This window comes from Bradyrhizobium sp. AUGA SZCCT0283 (assembly GCF_018130385.1).
GTDB lineage: Bacteria > Pseudomonadota > Alphaproteobacteria > Rhizobiales > Xanthobacteraceae > Bradyrhizobium.
Genome location: NZ_JAFCLU010000015.1, coordinates 115,078 through 133,856, shown reverse-complemented (window position 1 = coordinate 133,856; position 18,779 = coordinate 115,078). Strand labels below are relative to the sequence as shown.

13 protein-coding genes are annotated in these 18,779 nt (G+C 62.8%); 10 read left to right on the top strand and 3 right to left on the bottom strand.

Features of this window, described 5'->3' with window-relative positions; all coding sequences use genetic code 11:
• The first annotated feature begins 15 nt into the window (after positions 1–15).
• The 4 genes from nusG (at position 16) to JQ624_RS21310 (ending at position 2,875) form a co-directional block, all read left to right on the top strand.
• Positions 16–546, top strand: a complete 531-nt coding sequence (gene nusG, locus JQ624_RS21325; protein WP_025588716.1) for a transcription termination/antitermination protein NusG — start codon at positions 16–18, stop codon at positions 544–546.
• A 130-nt stretch (positions 547–676) separates the two neighbouring features.
• On the top strand, positions 677–1,105 hold the full coding sequence (gene rplK / locus JQ624_RS21320) for a 50S ribosomal protein L11 (RefSeq protein ID WP_108518044.1): 429 nt from the start codon (positions 677–679) through the stop codon (positions 1,103–1,105).
• A gap of 6 nt (positions 1,106–1,111) precedes the next feature.
• Complete coding sequence (gene rplA / locus JQ624_RS21315; protein ID WP_025588712.1) at positions 1,112–1,804, top strand: 50S ribosomal protein L1; 693 nt, start codon at positions 1,112–1,114, stop codon at positions 1,802–1,804.
• A 117-nt stretch (positions 1,805–1,921) separates the two neighbouring features.
• Positions 1,922–2,875 carry a 2-hydroxyacid dehydrogenase gene (locus JQ624_RS21310; protein WP_212420861.1) on the top strand — a complete coding sequence of 318 codons (954 nt, stop codon included), beginning with the start codon at positions 1,922–1,924 and terminating at the stop codon, positions 2,873–2,875.
• Here JQ624_RS21310 and JQ624_RS21305 read toward each other — a convergent pair.
• From JQ624_RS21305 to JQ624_RS21295, 3 genes are read right to left on the bottom strand one after another with little or no spacing between them, the layout of a single operon-like run.
• Complete coding sequence (locus JQ624_RS21305; RefSeq protein WP_312014459.1) at positions 2,854–3,774, bottom strand: sigma-70 family RNA polymerase sigma factor; 921 nt, start codon at positions 3,772–3,774, stop codon at positions 2,854–2,856. The genes JQ624_RS21310 and JQ624_RS21305 overlap by 22 nt on opposite strands.
• Positions 3,746–4,291 carry a hypothetical protein gene (locus JQ624_RS21300; protein ID WP_212420860.1) on the bottom strand — a complete coding sequence of 182 codons (546 nt, stop codon included), beginning with the start codon at positions 4,289–4,291 and terminating at the stop codon, positions 3,746–3,748. Before JQ624_RS21300 ends, JQ624_RS21305 begins: the two co-directional genes overlap by 29 nt.
• Positions 4,284–4,661, bottom strand: a complete 378-nt coding sequence (locus tag JQ624_RS21295; protein ID WP_212420859.1) for a hypothetical protein — start codon at positions 4,659–4,661, stop codon at positions 4,284–4,286. The genes JQ624_RS21300 and JQ624_RS21295 overlap by 8 nt, the downstream gene beginning before the upstream one ends.
• Positions 4,662–5,309: 648 nt before the next feature.
• On the opposite strand from JQ624_RS21295, the gene rplJ reads away from it, so the two are divergent.
• The 6 genes from rplJ to JQ624_RS21265 all read left to right on the top strand — a co-directional run bounded on the left by rplJ (position 5,310) and on the right by JQ624_RS21265 (position 18,663).
• Positions 5,310–5,828, top strand: a complete 519-nt coding sequence (gene rplJ, locus JQ624_RS21290; protein WP_212420858.1) for a 50S ribosomal protein L10 — start codon at positions 5,310–5,312, stop codon at positions 5,826–5,828.
• Positions 5,829–5,879: 51 nt separating this feature from the next.
• A complete protein-coding gene (gene rplL, locus JQ624_RS21285; RefSeq protein ID WP_212420857.1) occupies positions 5,880–6,251 on the top strand; it encodes a 50S ribosomal protein L7/L12 in 372 nt (123 codons plus the stop codon).
• A gap of 370 nt (positions 6,252–6,621) precedes the next feature.
• On the top strand, positions 6,622–10,740 hold the full coding sequence (rpoB, locus tag JQ624_RS21280) for a DNA-directed RNA polymerase subunit beta (RefSeq protein WP_212420856.1): 4,119 nt from the start codon (positions 6,622–6,624) through the stop codon (positions 10,738–10,740).
• Positions 10,741–10,889: 149 nt separating this feature from the next.
• Complete coding sequence (rpoC, locus tag JQ624_RS21275; protein WP_212420855.1) at positions 10,890–15,089, top strand: DNA-directed RNA polymerase subunit beta'; 4,200 nt, start codon at positions 10,890–10,892, stop codon at positions 15,087–15,089.
• Positions 15,090–15,255: 166 nt separating this feature from the next.
• Positions 15,256–16,353: a helix-turn-helix transcriptional regulator gene (locus tag JQ624_RS21270; protein WP_212420854.1), complete on the top strand. Its 1,098-nt coding sequence runs from the start codon at positions 15,256–15,258 to the stop codon at positions 16,351–16,353.
• A 252-nt stretch (positions 16,354–16,605) separates the two neighbouring features.
• Entirely contained in the window at positions 16,606–18,663 is a 2,058-nt protein-coding gene (locus JQ624_RS21265) for an FAD-dependent oxidoreductase (protein ID WP_212420853.1), read from the top strand.
• Positions 18,664–18,779: the final 116 nt, after the last annotated feature.

Here is an 18,779-nt window from a genome sequence, read left to right as displayed (position 1 = left end):
ACCGGAACCCTTACGATGGACAAGCGCTGGTATATCGTTCACGCCTATTCGAATTTCGAGAAGAAGGTCGCGGAATCGATCCGCGAACAGGCGAAGCAGCGCGGGCTGGAGGATCTGTTCGAACAGGTGCTGGTGCCGACCGAAAAGGTCACCGAGGTGCGCCGCGGTCGCAAGATCGACGCCGAACGCAAGTTCTTCCCGGGCTACGTGCTGGTGAAGATGAAACTGACCGACGAGGCGTTTCACCTGATCAAGAACACACCCAAGGTCACCGGCTTCCTCGGCGCCGAAAACAAGCCGATGCCGATCTCCGAATCCGAGGCGATGCGGATCCTGCACCAGGTGCAGGAAGGCGTCGAACGTCCGAAGGCGTCGGTGTCGTTCGAAATCGGCGAGAACGTCCGCGTGGCCGATGGCCCGTTCGCGTCGTTCTCCGGCGTGGTTGAAGAAATTGACGAGGCGCGCTCGCGCGTGAAGGTCGCGGTGTCGATCTTCGGCCGCGCCACGCCCGTCGAACTGGAATTCGGTCAGGTCGAGAAGGTTTGACCGGAAAGGCGCGAGGCTCTGTCTCGCGTTGATTGAGGCCGTGGGAGGGAGAGGGCGGTCGCCAGCCGCTCTTCAACCGAACCACGGACCCTGAAACAGCCGGCCCCGGCCGGCACAACAGGAGCGATACATGGCAAAGAAAGTGACCGGATACCTGAAATTGCAGGTGCCGGCGGGTGCTGCGAATCCTTCGCCCCCGATCGGTCCCGCGCTTGGTCAGCGCGGTCTCAACATCATGGAATTCTGCAAAGCGTTCAACGCCCAGACGCAGAAGGAAGAAAAGAACACCCCGATCCCGGTGATCATCACCATCTATGCGGACCGTTCCTTCACCTTCGAGATGAAGACGCCGCCGATGTCCCACTTCCTCAAGCAGGCTGCCAAGATCCAGTCCGGTTCGAAAGCTCCGGGCCGCGACAAGGCCGGCCAGGTGACCAAAGCGCAGGTGCGCGAGATCGCCGAGAAGAAGATGAAGGATCTCAATTGTGATTCCATCGAGTCGGCCATGAAGATGGTCGAGGGCTCCGCCCGTTCGATGGGTCTGGAAGTTGCGGGGTAACGGGCCATGGCAATCGGAAAACGTTTGAAGAAGGCCCGCGAGGGTGTTGACCGCGAGAAGCTCTATCCGCTCGCGGATGCCATCAAGATGGTCAAGGAACGCGCCAAGTCGAAGTTCGACGAGACGATCGAGATCGCGATCAATCTCGGCGTCGACCCGCGTCACGCCGACCAGATGGTTCGCGGCGTCGTCAACCTGCCGAACGGCACCGGCCGCACGCTGCGCGTCGGCGTGTTCGCCCGTGGCGCCAAGGCGGAAGAAGCCAAGGCGGCAGGCGCTGACGTCGTCGGCGCCGAAGATCTGGTCGAGAAGGTGCAGGGCGGCAACATCGATTTCGATCGTTGTATCGCCACCCCCGACATGATGCCGCTGGTCGGCCGCCTCGGTAAGGTGCTCGGTCCGCGCGGCATGATGCCGAACCCGAAGATCGGCACCGTGACGATGGACGTCGCTACCGCCGTGAAGGGCGCCAAGGGCGGCTCGGTCGAATTCCGCGTCGAGAAGGCCGGCATCGTGCAGGCTGGCGTCGGCAAGGCCTCGTTCTCCGAGGAAAAGCTGGTGCAGAACGTGAAGGCGCTTGCGGATGCGGTGTCGAAAGCAAAGCCCGCTGGCGCCAAGGGCACCTACATCCAGCGCGTGGCGGTCTCCTCCACCATGGGCCCGGGCGTCAAGGTAGAGCCGGGCACGCTGCTCGGCTAAGCCCTTGCGGCCAACGTGAATAAGAAGGGCGGAATCGGGTGACCGATTCCGCCCTTTGCGTTTGATGTGGCATTTGCGTAATCGTCGCAGCGCCGGACTTGCCAAGAAGGAAAAACAATGCCCGAGAAGGTCCTGATCTATTCGCGTTTTCCAAAGGCCCAGATGGAGCGTTTCGGCGAACGGTTTGAGCTCCTGAACGCTGCGGGCAAGCCGCCCGATGAAATGTTTTCCGCCGAACAGCTCGCCGACATTCGCGCGATGATCACCGCGGGCGGCACGCCGCTTCGCGGCGACGCGATGGACATGATGCCGAAATTGGGCGCCATCGTCTGCTACGGCACCGGCTATGACGGCGTCGATCTGGCGGCGGCGGCGAAACGCAACATCGCGGTCGGTCACAGCCCGGGGGCGAACGCGGCGTCGGTCGCCGACATCGCGGTCACCTTGATGCTGGCGGCCACGCGGCGACTGCTCGTGGCGGACGACTATGTGCGGGGCGGGAGCTGGGCGGCTGCAAAACCGTCGCCGATGATGCGCCCGCAAGCCGGGATGCTCGGCCGCAAAATCGGCGTCTACGGCATGGGCGAGATCGGCCGCAAGATTGCGGCGCGCGTCGCCGCGTTCGAGACCGAAGTCGGCTATTTCAGCCGCAGCAGGCACGATGTTCCCTATCGGTATTTTCCGACGCTCGATGCGCTGGCCGAATGGTGCAGCGTCCTGATGATCGCAGTGCGGGCGGGCGCGGATACCAATCACGCCGTCGATGCCAGTATCCTGAAGAAGCTCGGCAAGGACGGTTACGTCGTCAACATCTCGCGCGGCTCTGTCATCGACCAGCAGGCGCTGGTCGCGGCGCTGACCGACCAGACCATCGCCGGCGCGGGCCTTGACGTGTACGCAAAGGAGCCGCATGCGCCGGATGCGCTGACGGCGCTGCCCAACGTCGTGCTCTCGCCGCATATCGGCGGCCATACGCTGGAGTCGCATGTGGCGATGCAGGACTGCGTGCTGGCCAATCTCGACGCGTTCTTCGCCGGCAAGCCGCTGCCTCACGAGGTGCCGCTCGGCTGACGGCAGCAGTGCATCCCGGCAGCAGGGAGATGACGCAACTTGTCCGGATTTCGGACGATATAGATCGCGGCGATCTTTTCGCCGTCGATCGCCATGCTCATGGTGTGATCGAGCTCGCCGTCGAGATAGAGCAGGGCGCCGACGGCGCCGTTGATGACCGCAGGCTCGATGCGGATGTCGTGACCGGCGTTCTTGGCGGCAATGCCGATGAAGAAGCGCGCGATTTTTTCCGCGCCGATGATCGGATTGCGTGCCGCGGTCTTGCGTCCACCGCCGTCGGTGAGCGCCACCGCATCTGCGCGCAAAAGTTCGGCGAGGCGCGCGACATTGCCGCTGGCCACCGCTTCGCCGAAAGCCTGCAGCAGGCGGGCGTGATTGCCCGGCGCCTTCGCAGGCGCCGGGCGGTTGTCGCGCACCGCGCGGCGGGCCCGCGAGGCCAGTTGCCGGCAGGATGCCTCGGTGCGGTCGAGCATGGCGGCGATTTCGGGGAATGGCGTGTCGAAGACGTCGTGAAGCAGGAAGGCCGCGCGTTCCAGCGGCGACAGCCGGTCCAGCGCCAGCAGCAGCGCGAAGGAGAGATCGTCGGCGAGTTCGGTGGCGGCATCGGCAGACAGGCCCTCCGCGTCGCACACCGGCTCCGGGAGCCACGGCCCGACATAGACTTCCCGCTGCGCTCTTGCGCTCTTCAGGCGATCGAGACAAAGCCGGGTCACGACGGTGACGAGAAAGGCTTCCGCGTTGTGCACGTCCTGCGCGCCGGCAAAGCGGAGATAGGCGTCCTGCACCACGTCTTCCGCGTCGCTGCGGCTTCCGAGCATGCGATAGGCGAGCCCGAGCAGGCGCCCGCGATGGGGCGCCAGCGGGTCGTTGTCATGCGGCCTGTTTGACGACATCGACATTATGTCCATCCACCGTGACGCGGCGACACTCCTTGGCATAGCCGAGTCCCGCCTTCACCATCGGGAACATGCGGCCCAGTTGTAACGCCAGCGTCAAATCGATAACGCCTTTCTCGCCCCATTGGGCGCGGACGGCGTCGCGAAATTCCTCGTCGTCGGTGGAACGGCGCGCTACGGCATCCGCAAATTTGAACGCGAGACGGGTCGTGTCGTTCATCGCGCGCGCATCGCGACGAAGAACGGCTTCGATCTGGTCCTTCGCCATGCCGGCTTCCAGCGCCATGTCGACGACCAGTTGCGTGCAGGGGCCGCAATCCTCGGCCAATGCGCCGACGATCTTGGCTGCGAAACTGGCGTCGATCGGGACCGCCTCGCGATGGGCGGCCGCCTTCATGACGGGCGCGAACTTGAAGAAGGCGGCGGGGGATTGGTCCAGCATCATCTGGAGATAGCTGACGTCGTACCCGTAACGCTTGGCAAATGCGCGCAGCGTGCGGCGCGCGATCCAACTACGCATGATTTTCTCCTTGGCTGGGGAAGGCGGAATAGAGGGCGGCTGCCGACGGCAGGACGACGGCCACGAGGTCGAACGCGGCGTGATGGTCGTGGCCGCCTGCAATCATCACGAGGTGGATCAGAGCGTGCGCGGCCAGGAAGCCGGCACCGGCAACGGCAGCCGGCCAGTATCGGGGGCGCCATGCCCGCGCGGCGAGCGCGAGGCCGGCCACGAGGAACGCCACGCCGATGTCCTGGACGAAATGCGGGTTAAATGGACCGGTTTCGGATAGCCCCGGAACGGTTTCGTACCAGAGGGGACCGGCAATGAGCATCGCGAGCCCGTTGAAGAGGGTGGGTATCGCGAGAATGGCTGCTATCAGACGCCGCATGGGAACCTCCTGTGGCCAAGACGAGCGAGGCGGCCCGGGTGTGACGGAACTGGCCAAAGAAAATTTCCGGGCCATTTCGGGCCCAAATTCGCGGCCAAAGCGGTTCGCGATCTGGTCTGAATTTTGCTCTTGGCAAGTCGGACGAGACTCGGTAAACAGCGGCTTCCGGGCGTGCTGGCGGTTGCTGGCACGTCCGTGCTCGCATTCCGAAAATCCGATACGGTAGGAGATCATTCCTTTCAGGACATCCGCATGGATTGCTCGAAAGGAAGGAAAACTCATCGCTTCGGTGGATTGCGGCAGGGGTCTTTCGGCTTGCCGGATGGCCTCGATCCTGTCCGAGACTGCAGGCGCCCGAGTCGAAATTTGCATGGAAATACAAATTTCTCCAACGGCTTAATCTTACAGCCTGCATAGACGGGTGAAGACCGGATTTCGCTTCAACGCTGCCTCGCGCGGCGCCATGGCTGATTTGGTTCGAACCTCGACACCCCGCGCCATCTGGTTCGGGAGGGCAGGCGTATCAATGTCGTCCTGCCCGGCGTGTCCTTGAGACTGGTGTCTAGAGGTCAGGTTTTGGGTGGGACGATGGGTGTAACCCGGCGGTCTCGCTCTTAAGCGAAGGCCGCCAACCGGAGAGAGCTTGCTGTGGAAAGAGCGGCAAAAAAGGACGCGGTTGAGGCGCTGAACGAGGTCTTCAAGACCACCAGTGTCGCAGTCGTCGCCCACTATTCCGGCCTCACCGTGGCCCAGATGCAGAAGCTGCGCATGCAGATGAAGCAGGCGGGCGCGTCGGTGAAGGTCTCGAAGAACCGTCTCGCCAAAATTGCTCTTGAAGGCACGGACGTCGTTGCCATCGGTTCCCTGCTGAAGGGACCGACCGTGATCGCGACTTCAAAAGATCCGGTAGCGGCGCCGAAGGTTGCCATGGAATTCGCCAAGGCGAACGAGCAGTTCGTCATTCTCGGCGGCTCCATGGGTAAAACCGTCCTGGATGTGAACGGTGTGAAGGCGCTTGCCTCGCTGCCGTCACTCGATGAACTGCGCGGAAAGCTTGTCGGCCTCCTGGTGGCGCCGGCGACCAAGATCGCTCAGCTCTCGACTGCGCCCGCGGCCAAGCTCGCGCGCGTCGTCCAGGCCTATGCCTCAAAGAGCGAAGCGGCCTGACCCTTCGCAAATCAAACCTGGTTCGAACCAAACGTTTAAGGAAACTGATCAATGGCTGACCTACAGAAAATCGTCGACGACCTCTCGAGCCTGACCGTGCTCGAAGCTGCCGAGCTCGCCAAGCTCCTCGAAGAAAAGTGGGGCGTGTCCGCTGCTGCCGCCGTTGCGGTCGCCGGTCCGGCTGCCGCTGCTGCCGCTCCGGCTGAAGAGAAGACCGAGTTCACGGTCGTTCTCGCTGCCGCCGGCGACAAGAAGATCGAAGTCATCAAGGAAGTCCGCGCCATCACCGGCCTGGGCCTCAAGGAAGCCAAGGACCTCGTCGAAGGCGCGCCCAAGCCGGTCAAGGAAGGCGTGAACAAGGAAGAGGCCGACAAGATCAAGGCCCAGCTCGAAAAGGCTGGCGCGAAGGTCGAATTGAAGTAAGCGTACTACACAGAAAAGTGTGGGGATTCGCGGGGTTAGCCCCTCGAATCTCCACGATTCCGCCCCATATCGGAGCGGCAGCAGGAAAACGCGGTAGGCGGTGGGAACGGCAGGGTTCCCGGCGTAAGCCGTTGGGAGACAGTCAGATTTCGGGCTTTTTCAGTCCGTGAAGCGGCAAGTTGAGACGGGCGGGTGCAGTCATGCGCCCCGCGCGTCGTTTTGCGTTTTGAAGGTCTAAAGTGCGGATTCAGGACTTAATTCCTGAAATTGAGCTTTGTTCCTTTTGAGCGATTCGAAATTCAACCCGGGGGCGACGGCAGTCGCGCTTCGGAAGGTTCGCCCACAAGGGCGACGAAAATGAGAGGCCACAATGGCGCAGCAGACATTCACCGGTCGCAAACGCGTTCGCAAGTTCTTCGGACACATCAAGGAAGTTGCCGAGATGCCGAACCTCATCGAGGTTCAGAAGGCGTCCTATGACCAGTTCCTGATGGTTGACGAACCCCAGGGCGGCCGGCTGGACGAGGGCCTGCAGGCGGTGTTCCGCTCGGTGTTCCCGATCTCGGATTTCTCGGGCACCTCGATGCTGGAATTCGTCCGCTACGAATTCGAGCCGCCGAAATACGACGTCGACGAGTGCCGCCAGCGCGGCATGACCTATGCTGCGCCGCTCAAGGTGACGCTGCGCCTGATCGTGTTCGATATCGATGAGGAAACCGGCGCCAAGTCGGTGAAGGACATCAAGGAGCAGGACGTCTACATGGGCGATATCCCGCTCATGACCATGAACGGCACCTTCGTCGTCAACGGCACCGAGCGCGTCATCGTCTCCCAGATGCACCGTTCGCCCGGCGTGTTCTTCGACCACGACAAGGGCAAGACCCATTCGTCCGGCAAGCTACTGTTTGCCGCGCGCGTGATTCCGTATCGCGGTTCCTGGCTCGACATCGAGTTCGACGCCAAGGACATCGTGTTCGCGCGTATCGACCGCCGCCGCAAGATTCCCGTGACCTCGCTGATGTACGCGCTCGGTCTCGACGGCGAGACGATCCTGTCCACCTTCTACAAGAAGATCAATTTCAAGCGCGCCAAGGAAGGCTGGCGCGTGCCGTTCGATGCCGCCCGTTTCCGCGGCTATTCGACCATCAACGATCTGATCGACGCCGATACCGGCAAGGTCGTGCTCGAGGCCGGCAAGAAGCTGACCGTGCGCGCGGCGCGCCAGCTGCAGGAAAAGGGCCTCAAGGCACTGCGTCTGTCGGACGAAGAGCTGGTCGGCAATTATCTCGCCGAGGATCTCGTCAATCCGAAGACCGGTGAAATCTACGCCGAGGCCGGCGAGGAGCTCACCGAGAAGTCGCTGAAGGCGCTCAACGAGCAGGGCTACAAGGAGCTGCCGCTGCTCGACATCGACCACGTCAATGTCGGTGCCTACATCCGCAACACGCTGCATGCCGACAAGAACATGACGCGTGAAGACGCGCTGTTCGACATCTACCGCGTGATGCGTCCGGGCGAGCCGCCGACCATCGACTCGGCCCAGACCATGTTCCAGTCGCTGTTCTTCGACAGTGAGCGCTACGACCTGTCCGCGGTCGGCCGCGTCAAGATGAACATGCGCCTCGAACTCGACGCGCCCGACACCCATCGCACGCTGCGCAAGGAAGACATCCTGGCCGTTATCAAGACGCTGGTCGATTTGCGCGACGGCAAGGGCGAGATCGACGACATCGACCATCTCGGCAACCGCCGTGTGCGTTCGGTCGGCGAACTGATGGAGAACCAGTACCGCATCGGCCTGCTGCGCATGGAGCGCGCGATCAAGGAGCGCATGTCCAGTGTCGACATCGACACCGTGATGCCGCAGGACCTGATCAACGCCAAGCCGGCGGCTGCCGCGGTGCGCGAGTTCTTCGGCTCCTCGCAGCTGTCGCAGTTCATGGACCAGACCAACCCGCTGTCGGAGATCACCCACAAGCGCCGTCTCTCGGCGCTTGGCCCGGGCGGTCTGACCCGCGAGCGCGCCGGCTTCGAGGTGCGCGACGTGCATCCGACGCATTACGGCCGCATCTGCCCGATCGAAACGCCGGAAGGTCCGAACATCGGCCTGATCAACTCGCTGGCGACGTTTGCGCGCGTCAACAAGTACGGCTTCGTCGAAACGCCCTATCGCAAGGTGAAGGACGGCCGCGTCACCGACGAGGTCGTGTATCTGTCGGCGATGGAGGAAGGCCGCTATCGCGTGGCGCAGGCCAACGTGCCGCTCGACGCCAAGGGCCGTTTCACCGAAGACCTGATCGTCTGCCGTCACGCCGGCGAAGTGCTCCCCATCACGCCCGACAAGGTCGACTATATGGACGTGTCGCCGAAGCAACTCGTTTCGGTGGCCGCGGCGCTGATCCCGTTCCTCGAGAACGACGACGCCAACCGCGCGCTGATGGGCTCGAACATGCAGCGCCAGGCAGTGCCGCTGGTTCGCGCCGAGGCGCCGTTCGTCGGTACCGGCATGGAAGGCGTGGTGGCCCGCGACTCCGGTGCTGCGATCGCCGCCCGCCGTTCCGGCGTGATCGACCAGATCGACGCCACCCGCGTCGTGATCCGCGCCACCGAAGATCTCGATCCCACCAAGTCGGGCGTCGATATCTACCGGCTGATGAAGTACCAGCGCTCCAACCAGTCGACCTGCATCAACCAGCGTCCGCTGGTGAAGGTCGGCGACATCGTCAGGAAGGGTGACATCATCGCCGACGGTCCCTCGACCGATCTCGGCGAGCTCGCGCTCGGCCGCAACGTGCTGGTCGCGTTCATGCCGTGGAACGGCTACAACTTCGAAGACTCGATCCTGCTCTCGGAAAGAATCGTGAAGGACGACGTCTTCACCTCGATCCACATCGAGGAGTTCGAGGTGATGGCCCGCGACACCAAGCTCGGACCTGAGGAAATCACCCGCGACATTCCGAACGTCTCGGAAGAAGCGCTGAAGAACCTCGACGAAGCCGGCATCGTCTATATCGGCGCCGAAGTCCGCGCCGGCGACATCCTGGTCGGCAAGATCACGCCGAAGGGCGAAAGCCCGATGACGCCGGAAGAAAAGCTCCTGCGCGCCATCTTCGGCGAAAAGGCTTCCGACGTCCGCGATACCTCGCTCCGCGTGCCGCCTGGCGTGCAGGGCACGATCGTGGAAGTGCGCGTGTTCAACCGTCACGGCGTCGACAAGGACGAACGTGCGCTGGCGATCGAGCGGGAAGAGATCGAGCGTCTGGCCAAGGACCGCGACGACGAACAGGCGATTCTGGACCGCAACGTCTACGGCCGCCTCGCGGAGCTGCTGGAAAACCGCCAGGGCATCGCGGGTCCCAAGGGCTTCAAGAAGGACACCAAGATCACGCGCGCGGTGCTCGAGGAGTATCCGAAGTCGCAGTGGTGGATGTTTGCCTCGCCGAACGACAAGCTGATGAGCGAAATCGAGGCGATGCGGAAGCAGTACGACGAATCGAAGAAGGGCCTTGAACAGCGCTTCCTCGACAAGGTCGAAAAGCTGCAGCGTGGCGACGAATTGCCGCCCGGCGTGATGAAGATGGTCAAGGTCTTCGTCGCGGTGAAGCGCAAGATCCAGCCCGGCGACAAGATGGCCGGCCGTCACGGCAACAAGGGTGTGGTGTCCAAGATCGTTCCGATCGAGGACATGCCGTTCCTCGAGGACGGCACGCATGCGGACATCGTGCTCAATCCGCTCGGCGTGCCCTCGCGCATGAACGTCGGCCAGATTCTGGAGACGCATCTCGGCTGGGCCTGCGCGGGCCTCGGCAAGCGCATCGGCCAGACCATCGACGCCTACTATCAGAAGCAGGATCTCAAGCCGCTGCGCGAGACCCTGAAGAAGATCTATGGCGACGACGAGACCATCAAGACGCTGAACGACAACGAGCTGATGGAGCTTGGCAAGAACCTGAGCCACGGCGTGCCGATTGCTACGCCGGTGTTCGACGGCGCCAAGGAAGCCGACATCGAGGAGATGCTGAAGCTCGCGGGCTTCGACGCCTCCGGCCAGTCGACCGTCTATGACGGCCGCACCGGCGACGCCTTCGATCGCAAGGTGACGGTGGGCTACATCTACATGCTCAAGCTGCACCATCTGGTCGACGACAAGATCCACGCGCGTTCGATCGGTCCGTACTCGCTCGTCACCCAGCAGCCGCTGGGCGGCAAGGCGCAGTTCGGCGGCCAGCGTTTCGGCGAAATGGAGGTGTGGGCGCTGGAAGCCTACGGCGCGGCCTACACGCTGCAGGAAATGCTGACCGTGAAGTCGGACGACGTCGCCGGCCGTACCAAGGTGTACGAGGCGATCGTGCGCGGCGACGACACGTTCGAGGCCGGTATTCCGGAATCGTTCAACGTGCTGGTCAAGGAAATGCGCTCGCTCGGCCTCAACGTCGACCTGCACAATTCCAAGGTGGGACCGGCGCCGACGTCCGAGGCGGCCGAGTAACGGCAAGGATTCCATGTCCGGCCCGAACCGCGAAGGCAACTTCGCAGATGGGCCGGACATTCGCGCTCTGCTCGGACGTTGAGCGGGGCGCGGCCAAATAAGAATTTCGAATTTGCTGCCGGTGACGATCGGCACGCGAGGAGAAGACGATGAACCAAGAAATTATGAATCTCTTCAATCCGACGACCCCGGCCCAGGTCTTCGACCAGATCCGGATCTCGATTGCGTCCCCGGAGAAGATTCTGTCCTGGTCCTACGGCGAGATCAAGAAGCCGGAGACCATCAACTACCGGACCTTCAAGCCGGAGCGCGACGGCCTGTTCTGCGCCCGCATCTTTGGGCCGATCAAGGATTACGAGTGCTTGTGCGGCAAGTACAAGCGGATGAAGTACAAGGGCATCATCTGCGAAAAGTGCTCGGTCGAAGTGACGTTGTCGCGCGTCCGGCGCGAGCGCATGGGCCATATCGAACTGGCCGCGCCCGTTGCCCACATCTGGTTCCTGAAGTCGCTGCCGTCCCGCATCGGCCTTCTGCTCGACATGACGCTGAAGGATCTCGAGCGGATCCTGTACTTCGAATATTACGTCGTGCTGGAGCCGGGCCTGACCGCGCTCAAGGACCGTCAGTTGCTCTCGGAAGACGAGTACCTGAAGGCGCAGGACGAGTACGGCCAGGATTCGTTCACCGCCATGATCGGTGCGGAAGCGATCCGCGAGCTGTTGAAGGGGCTTGAGCTCGAAAAGCTCGAGCAGTCCCTGCGTGCGGAAATGCACGAGACCGAATCCGACATCAAGCACAAGAAGCTCGCCAAGCGGCTGAAGATCGTCGAGGCCTTCCGCTATTCCGGCAACAAGCCGGAGTGGATGATCCTGACCGTGGTGCCGGTGATTCCGCCGGACCTGCGTCCGCTGGTGCCGCTCGACGGCGGGCGCTTCGCGACGTCTGACCTCAACGACCTCTACCGTCGCGTCATCAACCGCAACAACCGCCTGAAGCGGCTGATGGAACTGCGCGCGCCCGACATCATCATCCGCAACGAAAAGCGCATGCTGCAGGAGGCCGTCGACGCATTGTTCGACAACGGCCGCCGCGGCCGTGTCATCACCGGCGCCAACAAGCGGCCCTTGAAATCGCTGGCCGACATGCTCAAGGGCAAGCAGGGCCGCTTCCGGCAGAACCTGCTCGGCAAGCGCGTCGACTATTCGGGCCGCTCCGTGATCGTGGTCGGTCCCGAACTGCGGCTGCATCAGTGCGGCCTGCCGAAGAAGATGGCGCTCGAACTGTTCAAGCCGTTCATCTATTCGCGGCTCGACGCCAAGGGCCTGTCCACCACCGTGAAGCAGGCGAAGAAGCTCGTCGAAAAAGAGCGTCCCGAGGTCTGGGATATTCTCGACGAGGTCATTCGCGAGCATCCGGTGCTCTTGAACCGCGCGCCGACGCTGCATCGCCTCGGCATTCAGGCGTTCGAGCCGGTCCTGATCGAGGGCAAGGCGATCCAGCTGCATCCGCTGGTTTGCGCCGCGTTCAACGCCGACTTCGACGGCGACCAGATGGCCGTGCACGTTCCGCTGTCGCTGGAAGCGCAGCTTGAAGCGCGCGTGCTGATGATGTCGACCAACAACATCCTGCACCCGGCGAACGGCCAGCCGATCATCGTGCCGTCGCAGGACATCGTGCTCGGCCTCTACTACGTGTCGATCATGCGCGAAGGCCTGCCCGGCGAGGGCAAGATCTTCGGCGACATGGCCGAACTCGAGCACGCCCTGCATTCGAAGGTCATCCACCTCCACACCAAGATCAAGTACCGGTGGGAGGGCATCGACGAGACCGGCAAGCAGGCCAAGCGCTGGATCGAAACCACCGCGGGCCGCGTCATGCTCGGCAACCTGCTGCCGAGTTCGCCGAAAATCTCGTACGACATCATCAACAAGCTGATGACCAAGCGCGAAATCTCCGGCGTGATCGATCAGGTCTACCGTCACTGCGGTCAGAAGGAGACGGTGATCTTCTGCGACCGCATCATGGCGCTCGGCTTCTACAACGCGTTCAAGGCCGGCATCTCGTTCGGCAAGGACGACATGGTGGTGCCGCACTCAAAGTGGAAGATCGTCGACACCACCCGTACGCTGGCGAAGGATTTCGAGCAGCAGTACAACGACGGCCTGATCACCCATGGCGAGAAGTACAACAAGGTGGTCGACGCCTGGTCGAAGGCGACCGAAGAAATCGCCAAGGAGATGATGAAGGAAATCTCCTCGACCAAGAAGACGCCGAAGGGCGCCGACGCCGACATCAACTCGATCTACATGATGGCGCATTCGGGCGCGCGCGGTTCGCCGGCCCAGATGCGTCAGCTCGCCGGTATGCGCGGCCTGATGGCGAAGCCGTCGGGTGAAATCATCGAGACGCCGATCATTTCCAACTTCAAGGAAGGTCTGTCGGTGCTCGAATACTTCAACTCGACCCACGGCGCCCGCAAGGGCCTCGCGGACACCGCGTTGAAGACCGCGAACTCCGGTTACCTGACCCGCCGTCTGGTCGACGTGGCGCAGGACTGCATCATCACGCAGGACGATTGCGGCACCAAGCTCGGCATCAAGATGCGCGCCATCGTCGATGCCGGCACGGTTGTCGCGTCGCTGGCGTCGCGTATCCTCGGCCGCACCACGGGCGAGGACCTGCGCGATCCCGCGACCAACAAGGTCGTGGTCAAGCGCGGCACGCTGATGGAAGAGACGCATGTCGACGCCATCCAGCAGGCCGGCATCCAGGAAGTGAAGATCCGTTCGGCCCTGACCTGCGAACTCGTCAACGGCATTTGCGGCAAGTGCTATGGCCGCGATCTCGCCCGCGGCACGCCGGTCAACCACGGTGAAGCGGTCGGCGTCATCGCCGCCCAGTCGATCGGTGAACCCGGCACGCAGCTGACGATGCGCACGTTCCACATCGGCGGCGCGGCGCAGATCAACGAGCAGTCGTTCGTCGAGTCGAATTTCGACGGCAAGGTCACCATCAAGAACAAGGCCATCGCGAGGAACAGCGAAGGTCACCTGGTCGCGATGGTCCGCAACATGGTCGTTGCGATCACCGATGCCGACGGAACCGAGCGTGCGACCCACCGCATTCAGTACGGCGCGCGCATGCACGTCGACGAAGGCGATATGGTCAAGCGCGGCCAGCGCATCGCGGAATGGGATCCGTACAGCCGTCCGGTGCTCACCGAAGTCGAAGGCACCATCGGGTTCGAGGACCTGGTCGAGGGGCAGTCGATCTCGGAAACGCTCGACGAATCCACCGGTATCGCCAAGCGCGTCGTCATCGACTGGCGCGCGTCGCGGGGCGGGGCGGATCTGCGTCCGGCCATCGTGGTGAAGGGCAAGGACGGCAAGGTGCTGAAGCTCGCACGTGGCGGCGATGCCCGCTACATGCTGTCGGTCGACGGCATCCTGTCGGTCGACATCGGCGCCAAGGTCAAGGCCGGCGACATCCTGGCGCGTATCTCCACGGAAAGCGCCAAGACCCGCGACATCACCGGCGGTCTGCCGCGGGTGGCCGAACTGTTCGAGGCCCGCAAGCCAAAGGACGCGGCGATCATCGCGGAAATCGCGGGCACCATCCGCTTCGGCCGCGACTACAAGAACAAGCGCCGCATCTCGATCGAGCCGATGGACAAGACCGAGGAGCCGCGCGAGTACCTGATCCCGAAGGGCAAGCACATCCATCTGCAGGACGGCGATATCGTCGAAAAGGGCGATTTCATCGTCGAAGGCAATCCGGCGCCGCACGACATCCTGGCGATCAAGGGCATCGAGGAACTTGCTGCCTACCTGGTCAACGAAATCCAGGAAGTCTACCGGCTGCAGGGCGTGCTCATCAACGACAAGCACATCGAGGTGATTGTCCGTCAGATGCTGCAGAAGGTCGAGGTCACCGACCAGGGCGACACCGACATGATCTCGGGCGAGCAGGTCGACAAGATCGAGTTCGACGCGCTCAACGTCAAGGCCAAGGAAGAGGGCAAGAAGCCCGCCACAGGAACGCCGGTTCTGCTCGGCATCACCAAGGCGAGCCTGCAGACCCGCTCGTTCTTCTCGGCGGCCTCGTTCCAGGAGACCACCCGCGTGCTCACCGAAGCCGCCGTCAACGGCAAGGTGGACCCGCTGGAAGGCCTCAAGGAGAACGTCATTGTCGGCCGGCTGATCCCGGCGGGCACCGGCGCCTCGATGGCCAAGATCCGCGAAGTCGCGGTCAAGCGCGACAAGCTGATCCTCGACGAGCGCGAGAAGCAGGCTGCGATCGTGCCGACCGCGCCGGAAGCGGAACCGCTGGCGTTGCCGCCGGCGGAGTAGGGGTTCCGCCGGGTACTGCTCAACAAGAAGTTCCAATCAACAAGAAAGCCGGCTGCGAAGCCGGCTTTTGCTTTTTCAACGGCGTGACCCGTGCTTCACCCATAAGGGTGACACGTGCTACCAAGTCACGGCGTGATGTCTGGCCTGACAGTCCCTTCGATTCCCCATGAACGCATCCATTGATTCAGAACGTCTGATCGACCGCATTTATGAAGCCGGGCTGGTACCTTCGCTTTGGCCAGCTCTGCTTGGCGAACTCGGTGCAGCGGTCGGCGGCAACGGCGGCTTTCTATTCGGCGTGCGGGACGGCTACACAAGCGCGGTCAATTCTGTCGAATATGACCAGCTCATGCCGGTTTTCTTGAAAGACGGATGGAGCGAACGCGATCCCAATCTGCCGCGCGCCATCGCCCTGAATCATGCGGGCTTCGTCACCGACTATGACCTCCTCTCGGAGGAGGAGATTGCGACCAACGAAGTCTATTGCAACTTCTACCGCAAACACGGCATTGGTTACCGGGCGGGGACGCTGATTCCGATGCCGAGCGGCGATTCAATCGCGATCGTGATGCCGCGGCATCAGGACCATGGCCCGGTGCCGCGAGAGGTCGTCGATCTGCTGGATGGACTGCGGCCGCATCTGGCCCGGGCTTCCCTTGCAGCAAACCGCCTTGGCTTCGAGCGCGCACTTGCTCAGGTTGACGTCTTGCAGGCGCTGGGTTTGCCGGGCGCGGTGTTGCGCGGGCCCGGCCGGGTGTTCGCGGCAAACGGCCTGTTCGATGCGCTGATGCCTTCGCTGTTTCAGGATCGCGCCCAGCACATGACGATAACGGACGTTGCCGCCGATGCGCTGCTCGCCGAAGCGCTCGGCGCGCTGCCTCTTGCCGGTAGCCGGACCGTGAAGTCCATACCGGTCGCCGCGACGGTCGGTCATGTCCCGATGGTGCTGCATGTCATCCCAGTACGCGGTTCCGCACGCGATATCTTCACCCAGGCCACCGCGCTGCTGGTGGTGACGCCGGTCGATCGCGCCTTGGTGCCGACCGCGGAGGTCCTGCAAGGCCTATTCGACCTGACGCCGGCGGAAGCGCGCGTGGCGCGGGGCATCGGCCAGGCCGAAACCATCGATACACTTGCCGACGCGACCGGCGTCAACCGGGAGACGGTACGCAGCCAGCTCAAGGCCGTGCTGTCCAAGACCGGCCTCTCGCGCCAGCAGGAGCTGGTCAGCCTGCTCGCCGGCAAGGCGTTCCATAGCGGTTAGGTGGCCGCACCCAGGGCTTCGGCTCCAGGGACGGAAACGGCTGGCCCTTCCGCTGGCGGAGTAAGGCTTCCGCAAGAATACGGTGCGAAGACAAAAGGCCGGCACAAGGCGGCCATTTTGCTGCTTTCTTTCATTGCTGCGTTGCGAGGACCTGCTTTGTTCATCTTCCCTTCAGGGTGAAAAGCGCTTTTGCTAATGCGGTTTAGACCGGCTGCTTCGAAGGCAGGGGGGCCGGAGGGCGACGGGAAAGACATGTTGGATCTTGCAATCGTAGGCGGCGGCCCGGGCGGGCTGATGAGCGCTTGGTATTTGAAGAAAAAGCTCGGCGATCTCTGCCGCGTCACGATCTACGAGGCGTCCGACCGCGTCGGTGGCAAGATCGTCTCGCGCAAATTCGATTCCGCGCCGGCGATGTACGAGGCCGGCGTCGCCGAAATCTACGATTATTCGATGACCGGCCCGGATCCGTTGCGGGAACTGATCCAGCATTTCGGCCTGCAGACGATACCGATGGACGCCGAGCAGGTGCACCTCGACGGCGAGTTGCTCAACGACGTGCCGGGCATGCGCCGCAAATATGGCGCGAAGACCGCCGCCGCCATCGAAGCATTCCGCAAGCGCTGCACCGACATGGTGTCGCCGATCGAGTATTACGAAGGCGTCGGCGCGCACGACAACGAGCATCCCTGGGCCTACATGACCTGCGAGGAATTGCTCGACAAGTTCGTCGACGATCCCACCGCCAAGCGCTTCTTCAAGGTGATGGCGCGATCGGACATCGCGACCGAAAGCCACAATACCAACGGCCTGAATGCGCTGAAGAACTTCGTGATGGATGTCGAGGGCTATATCGGCCTGTATTCGATCCAGAACGGCAACGAGCAGCTGATCGAGTGCCTGCGCTCCGAAGTCGACGCTGACATTCAGCTCAACCATCGCGTGCTCAAGGTCGGCAAGACCGACGCTGGCCGCTACCAGCTCAACATGATGAACGGCAAGGGCCCGGAGACGCGCGATTTCGACCTCGTGCTGATGTGCCTGCCGCATTCCTGGCTCGCGACCATGGGCTGGGACGGCGAAGAGCTGCGCAAGTCGATGGTCAAGCACGTCGCCTATTTCGACCGGCCAGCGCATTATCTGCGAGTTTCGATCCTGTTCGACGAGCCGTTCTGGGGCGAGAAAATCCCCGGCGCCTGGTTCATGTCGGAAGCGTTCGGCGGCTGCTGTGTATACAACGAAGGCGCGCGCCACGATGTCGGCAGGCACGGCGTGCTCAACTGGCTGATCGCCGGCTCGGATGCGCTGGCGTTCGCCAATCTCAGCGACCAGGAACTGATCGACGCCGCGCTCAAGTCGCTGCCGGCTTCGTTCGGCAACGCCCGCGAGCATTTCCTGGAAGGCAAGATTCACCGCTGGCTGTCGTCGGTGAATGCGCTGCCGGGCGGCCTGCCGGTGCGCGATGTCATGACCAACCACCGTCCTGAGCCCAAGGAACACCCCGGGATCGTGGTGGTCGGCGACTATTTGTTCGATTCGACGCTGAACGGTCTGCTCGACTCCTCCGACGCCGCCACCGATATCATTGTGACCGAGATGATGCGGTTGCGCCGCGCCCGCGCGCAGCAGGGCGGGGGGGTATTGTCCGACAAGATCGACCGCAGCTATTTCGAGAATTACCGTGGCGTCGGCCCCTACAGCGAAGTCTGGAGCCAGTTTACCGATCCAGCCTATCTGACGGACCTGATCAAGATCGTCTGGAACAGGACCAAGGGCTACAAGCTGCTCGTTGCCGGCTCCGCCAGCGGCGAACTGCTCGGCGCGCTCCGCGAGCGCGGCATCGATGCCTGGGGTATCGAAAACAACAAAGCGATCCACGCCAAAACGCCGAAGGCGCTGAAAAAGTACAACAAGTTCGGCTCCATCGCCGACATGCCGTTCAAGGACGACGAATTCGATTTCGTGTTCGAGACGAGCCTGTGTCACGTCGCCGAAAAGCAGGTCCCGCGGGCGGTGCGCGAGCTCAACCGCGTCGTGAAGACCGGCCTGGTGTTCGGGTCGGTGACGTCGGACATGGCCCCCGCACTGATCGACCGCTATGACCTGTTGCGCGGCGTGAAGAAGCTCGGCACCTGGTGGGAATGGTCTGAATTGTTCTTCGGCAACGGATTCGACCTCTCGATGCACCGCCGCGACTGCACCGATGCGGTGTGGGCGGCGACGCTGGCTGCCAACAAGGGGCCGGGGCAGTGGTACGCCGACGCCGACAGCCTGCGCTATTCGTTTTTTGACAAGGTCGAGTCGGACGATTGAGGTCCGACCGGTTGTATTTTAGGCGCGTCCGGCTCTGATGAATCAGCGTCGGTCGCGCCAAATGTTTGCCGAATTGATCCCGATCGCATAGAATCCGTAGCGGTAGCGCTCGCCGC

What these genes read in the sequence shown, in the direction of transcription:
- nusG (WP_025588716.1), top strand. Translation starts at nt 16, where the DNA reads ATGGACAAGCGCTGGTATATCGTTCACGCCTATTCGAATTTCGAGAAG.
- rplK (WP_108518044.1), top strand. Translation starts at nt 677, where the DNA reads ATGGCAAAGAAAGTGACCGGATACCTGAAATTGCAGGTGCCGGCGGGT.
- rplA (WP_025588712.1), top strand. Translation starts at nt 1,112, where the DNA reads ATGGCAATCGGAAAACGTTTGAAGAAGGCCCGCGAGGGTGTTGACCGC.
- JQ624_RS21310 (WP_212420861.1), top strand. Translation starts at nt 1,922, where the DNA reads ATGCCCGAGAAGGTCCTGATCTATTCGCGTTTTCCAAAGGCCCAGATG.
- JQ624_RS21305 (WP_312014459.1), bottom strand. Translation starts at nt 3,774, where the DNA reads ATGTCGATGTCGTCAAACAGGCCGCATGACAACGACCCGCTGGCGCCC.
- JQ624_RS21300 (WP_212420860.1), bottom strand. Translation starts at nt 4,291, where the DNA reads ATGCGTAGTTGGATCGCGCGCCGCACGCTGCGCGCATTTGCCAAGCGT.
- JQ624_RS21295 (WP_212420859.1), bottom strand. Translation starts at nt 4,661, where the DNA reads ATGCGGCGTCTGATAGCAGCCATTCTCGCGATACCCACCCTCTTCAAC.
- rplL (WP_212420857.1), top strand. Translation starts at nt 5,880, where the DNA reads ATGGCTGACCTACAGAAAATCGTCGACGACCTCTCGAGCCTGACCGTG.
- rpoB (WP_212420856.1), top strand. Translation starts at nt 6,622, where the DNA reads ATGGCGCAGCAGACATTCACCGGTCGCAAACGCGTTCGCAAGTTCTTC.
- rpoC (WP_212420855.1), top strand. Translation starts at nt 10,890, where the DNA reads ATGAACCAAGAAATTATGAATCTCTTCAATCCGACGACCCCGGCCCAG.
- JQ624_RS21270 (WP_212420854.1), top strand. Translation starts at nt 15,256, where the DNA reads ATGAACGCATCCATTGATTCAGAACGTCTGATCGACCGCATTTATGAA.
- JQ624_RS21265 (WP_212420853.1), top strand. Translation starts at nt 16,606, where the DNA reads ATGTTGGATCTTGCAATCGTAGGCGGCGGCCCGGGCGGGCTGATGAGC.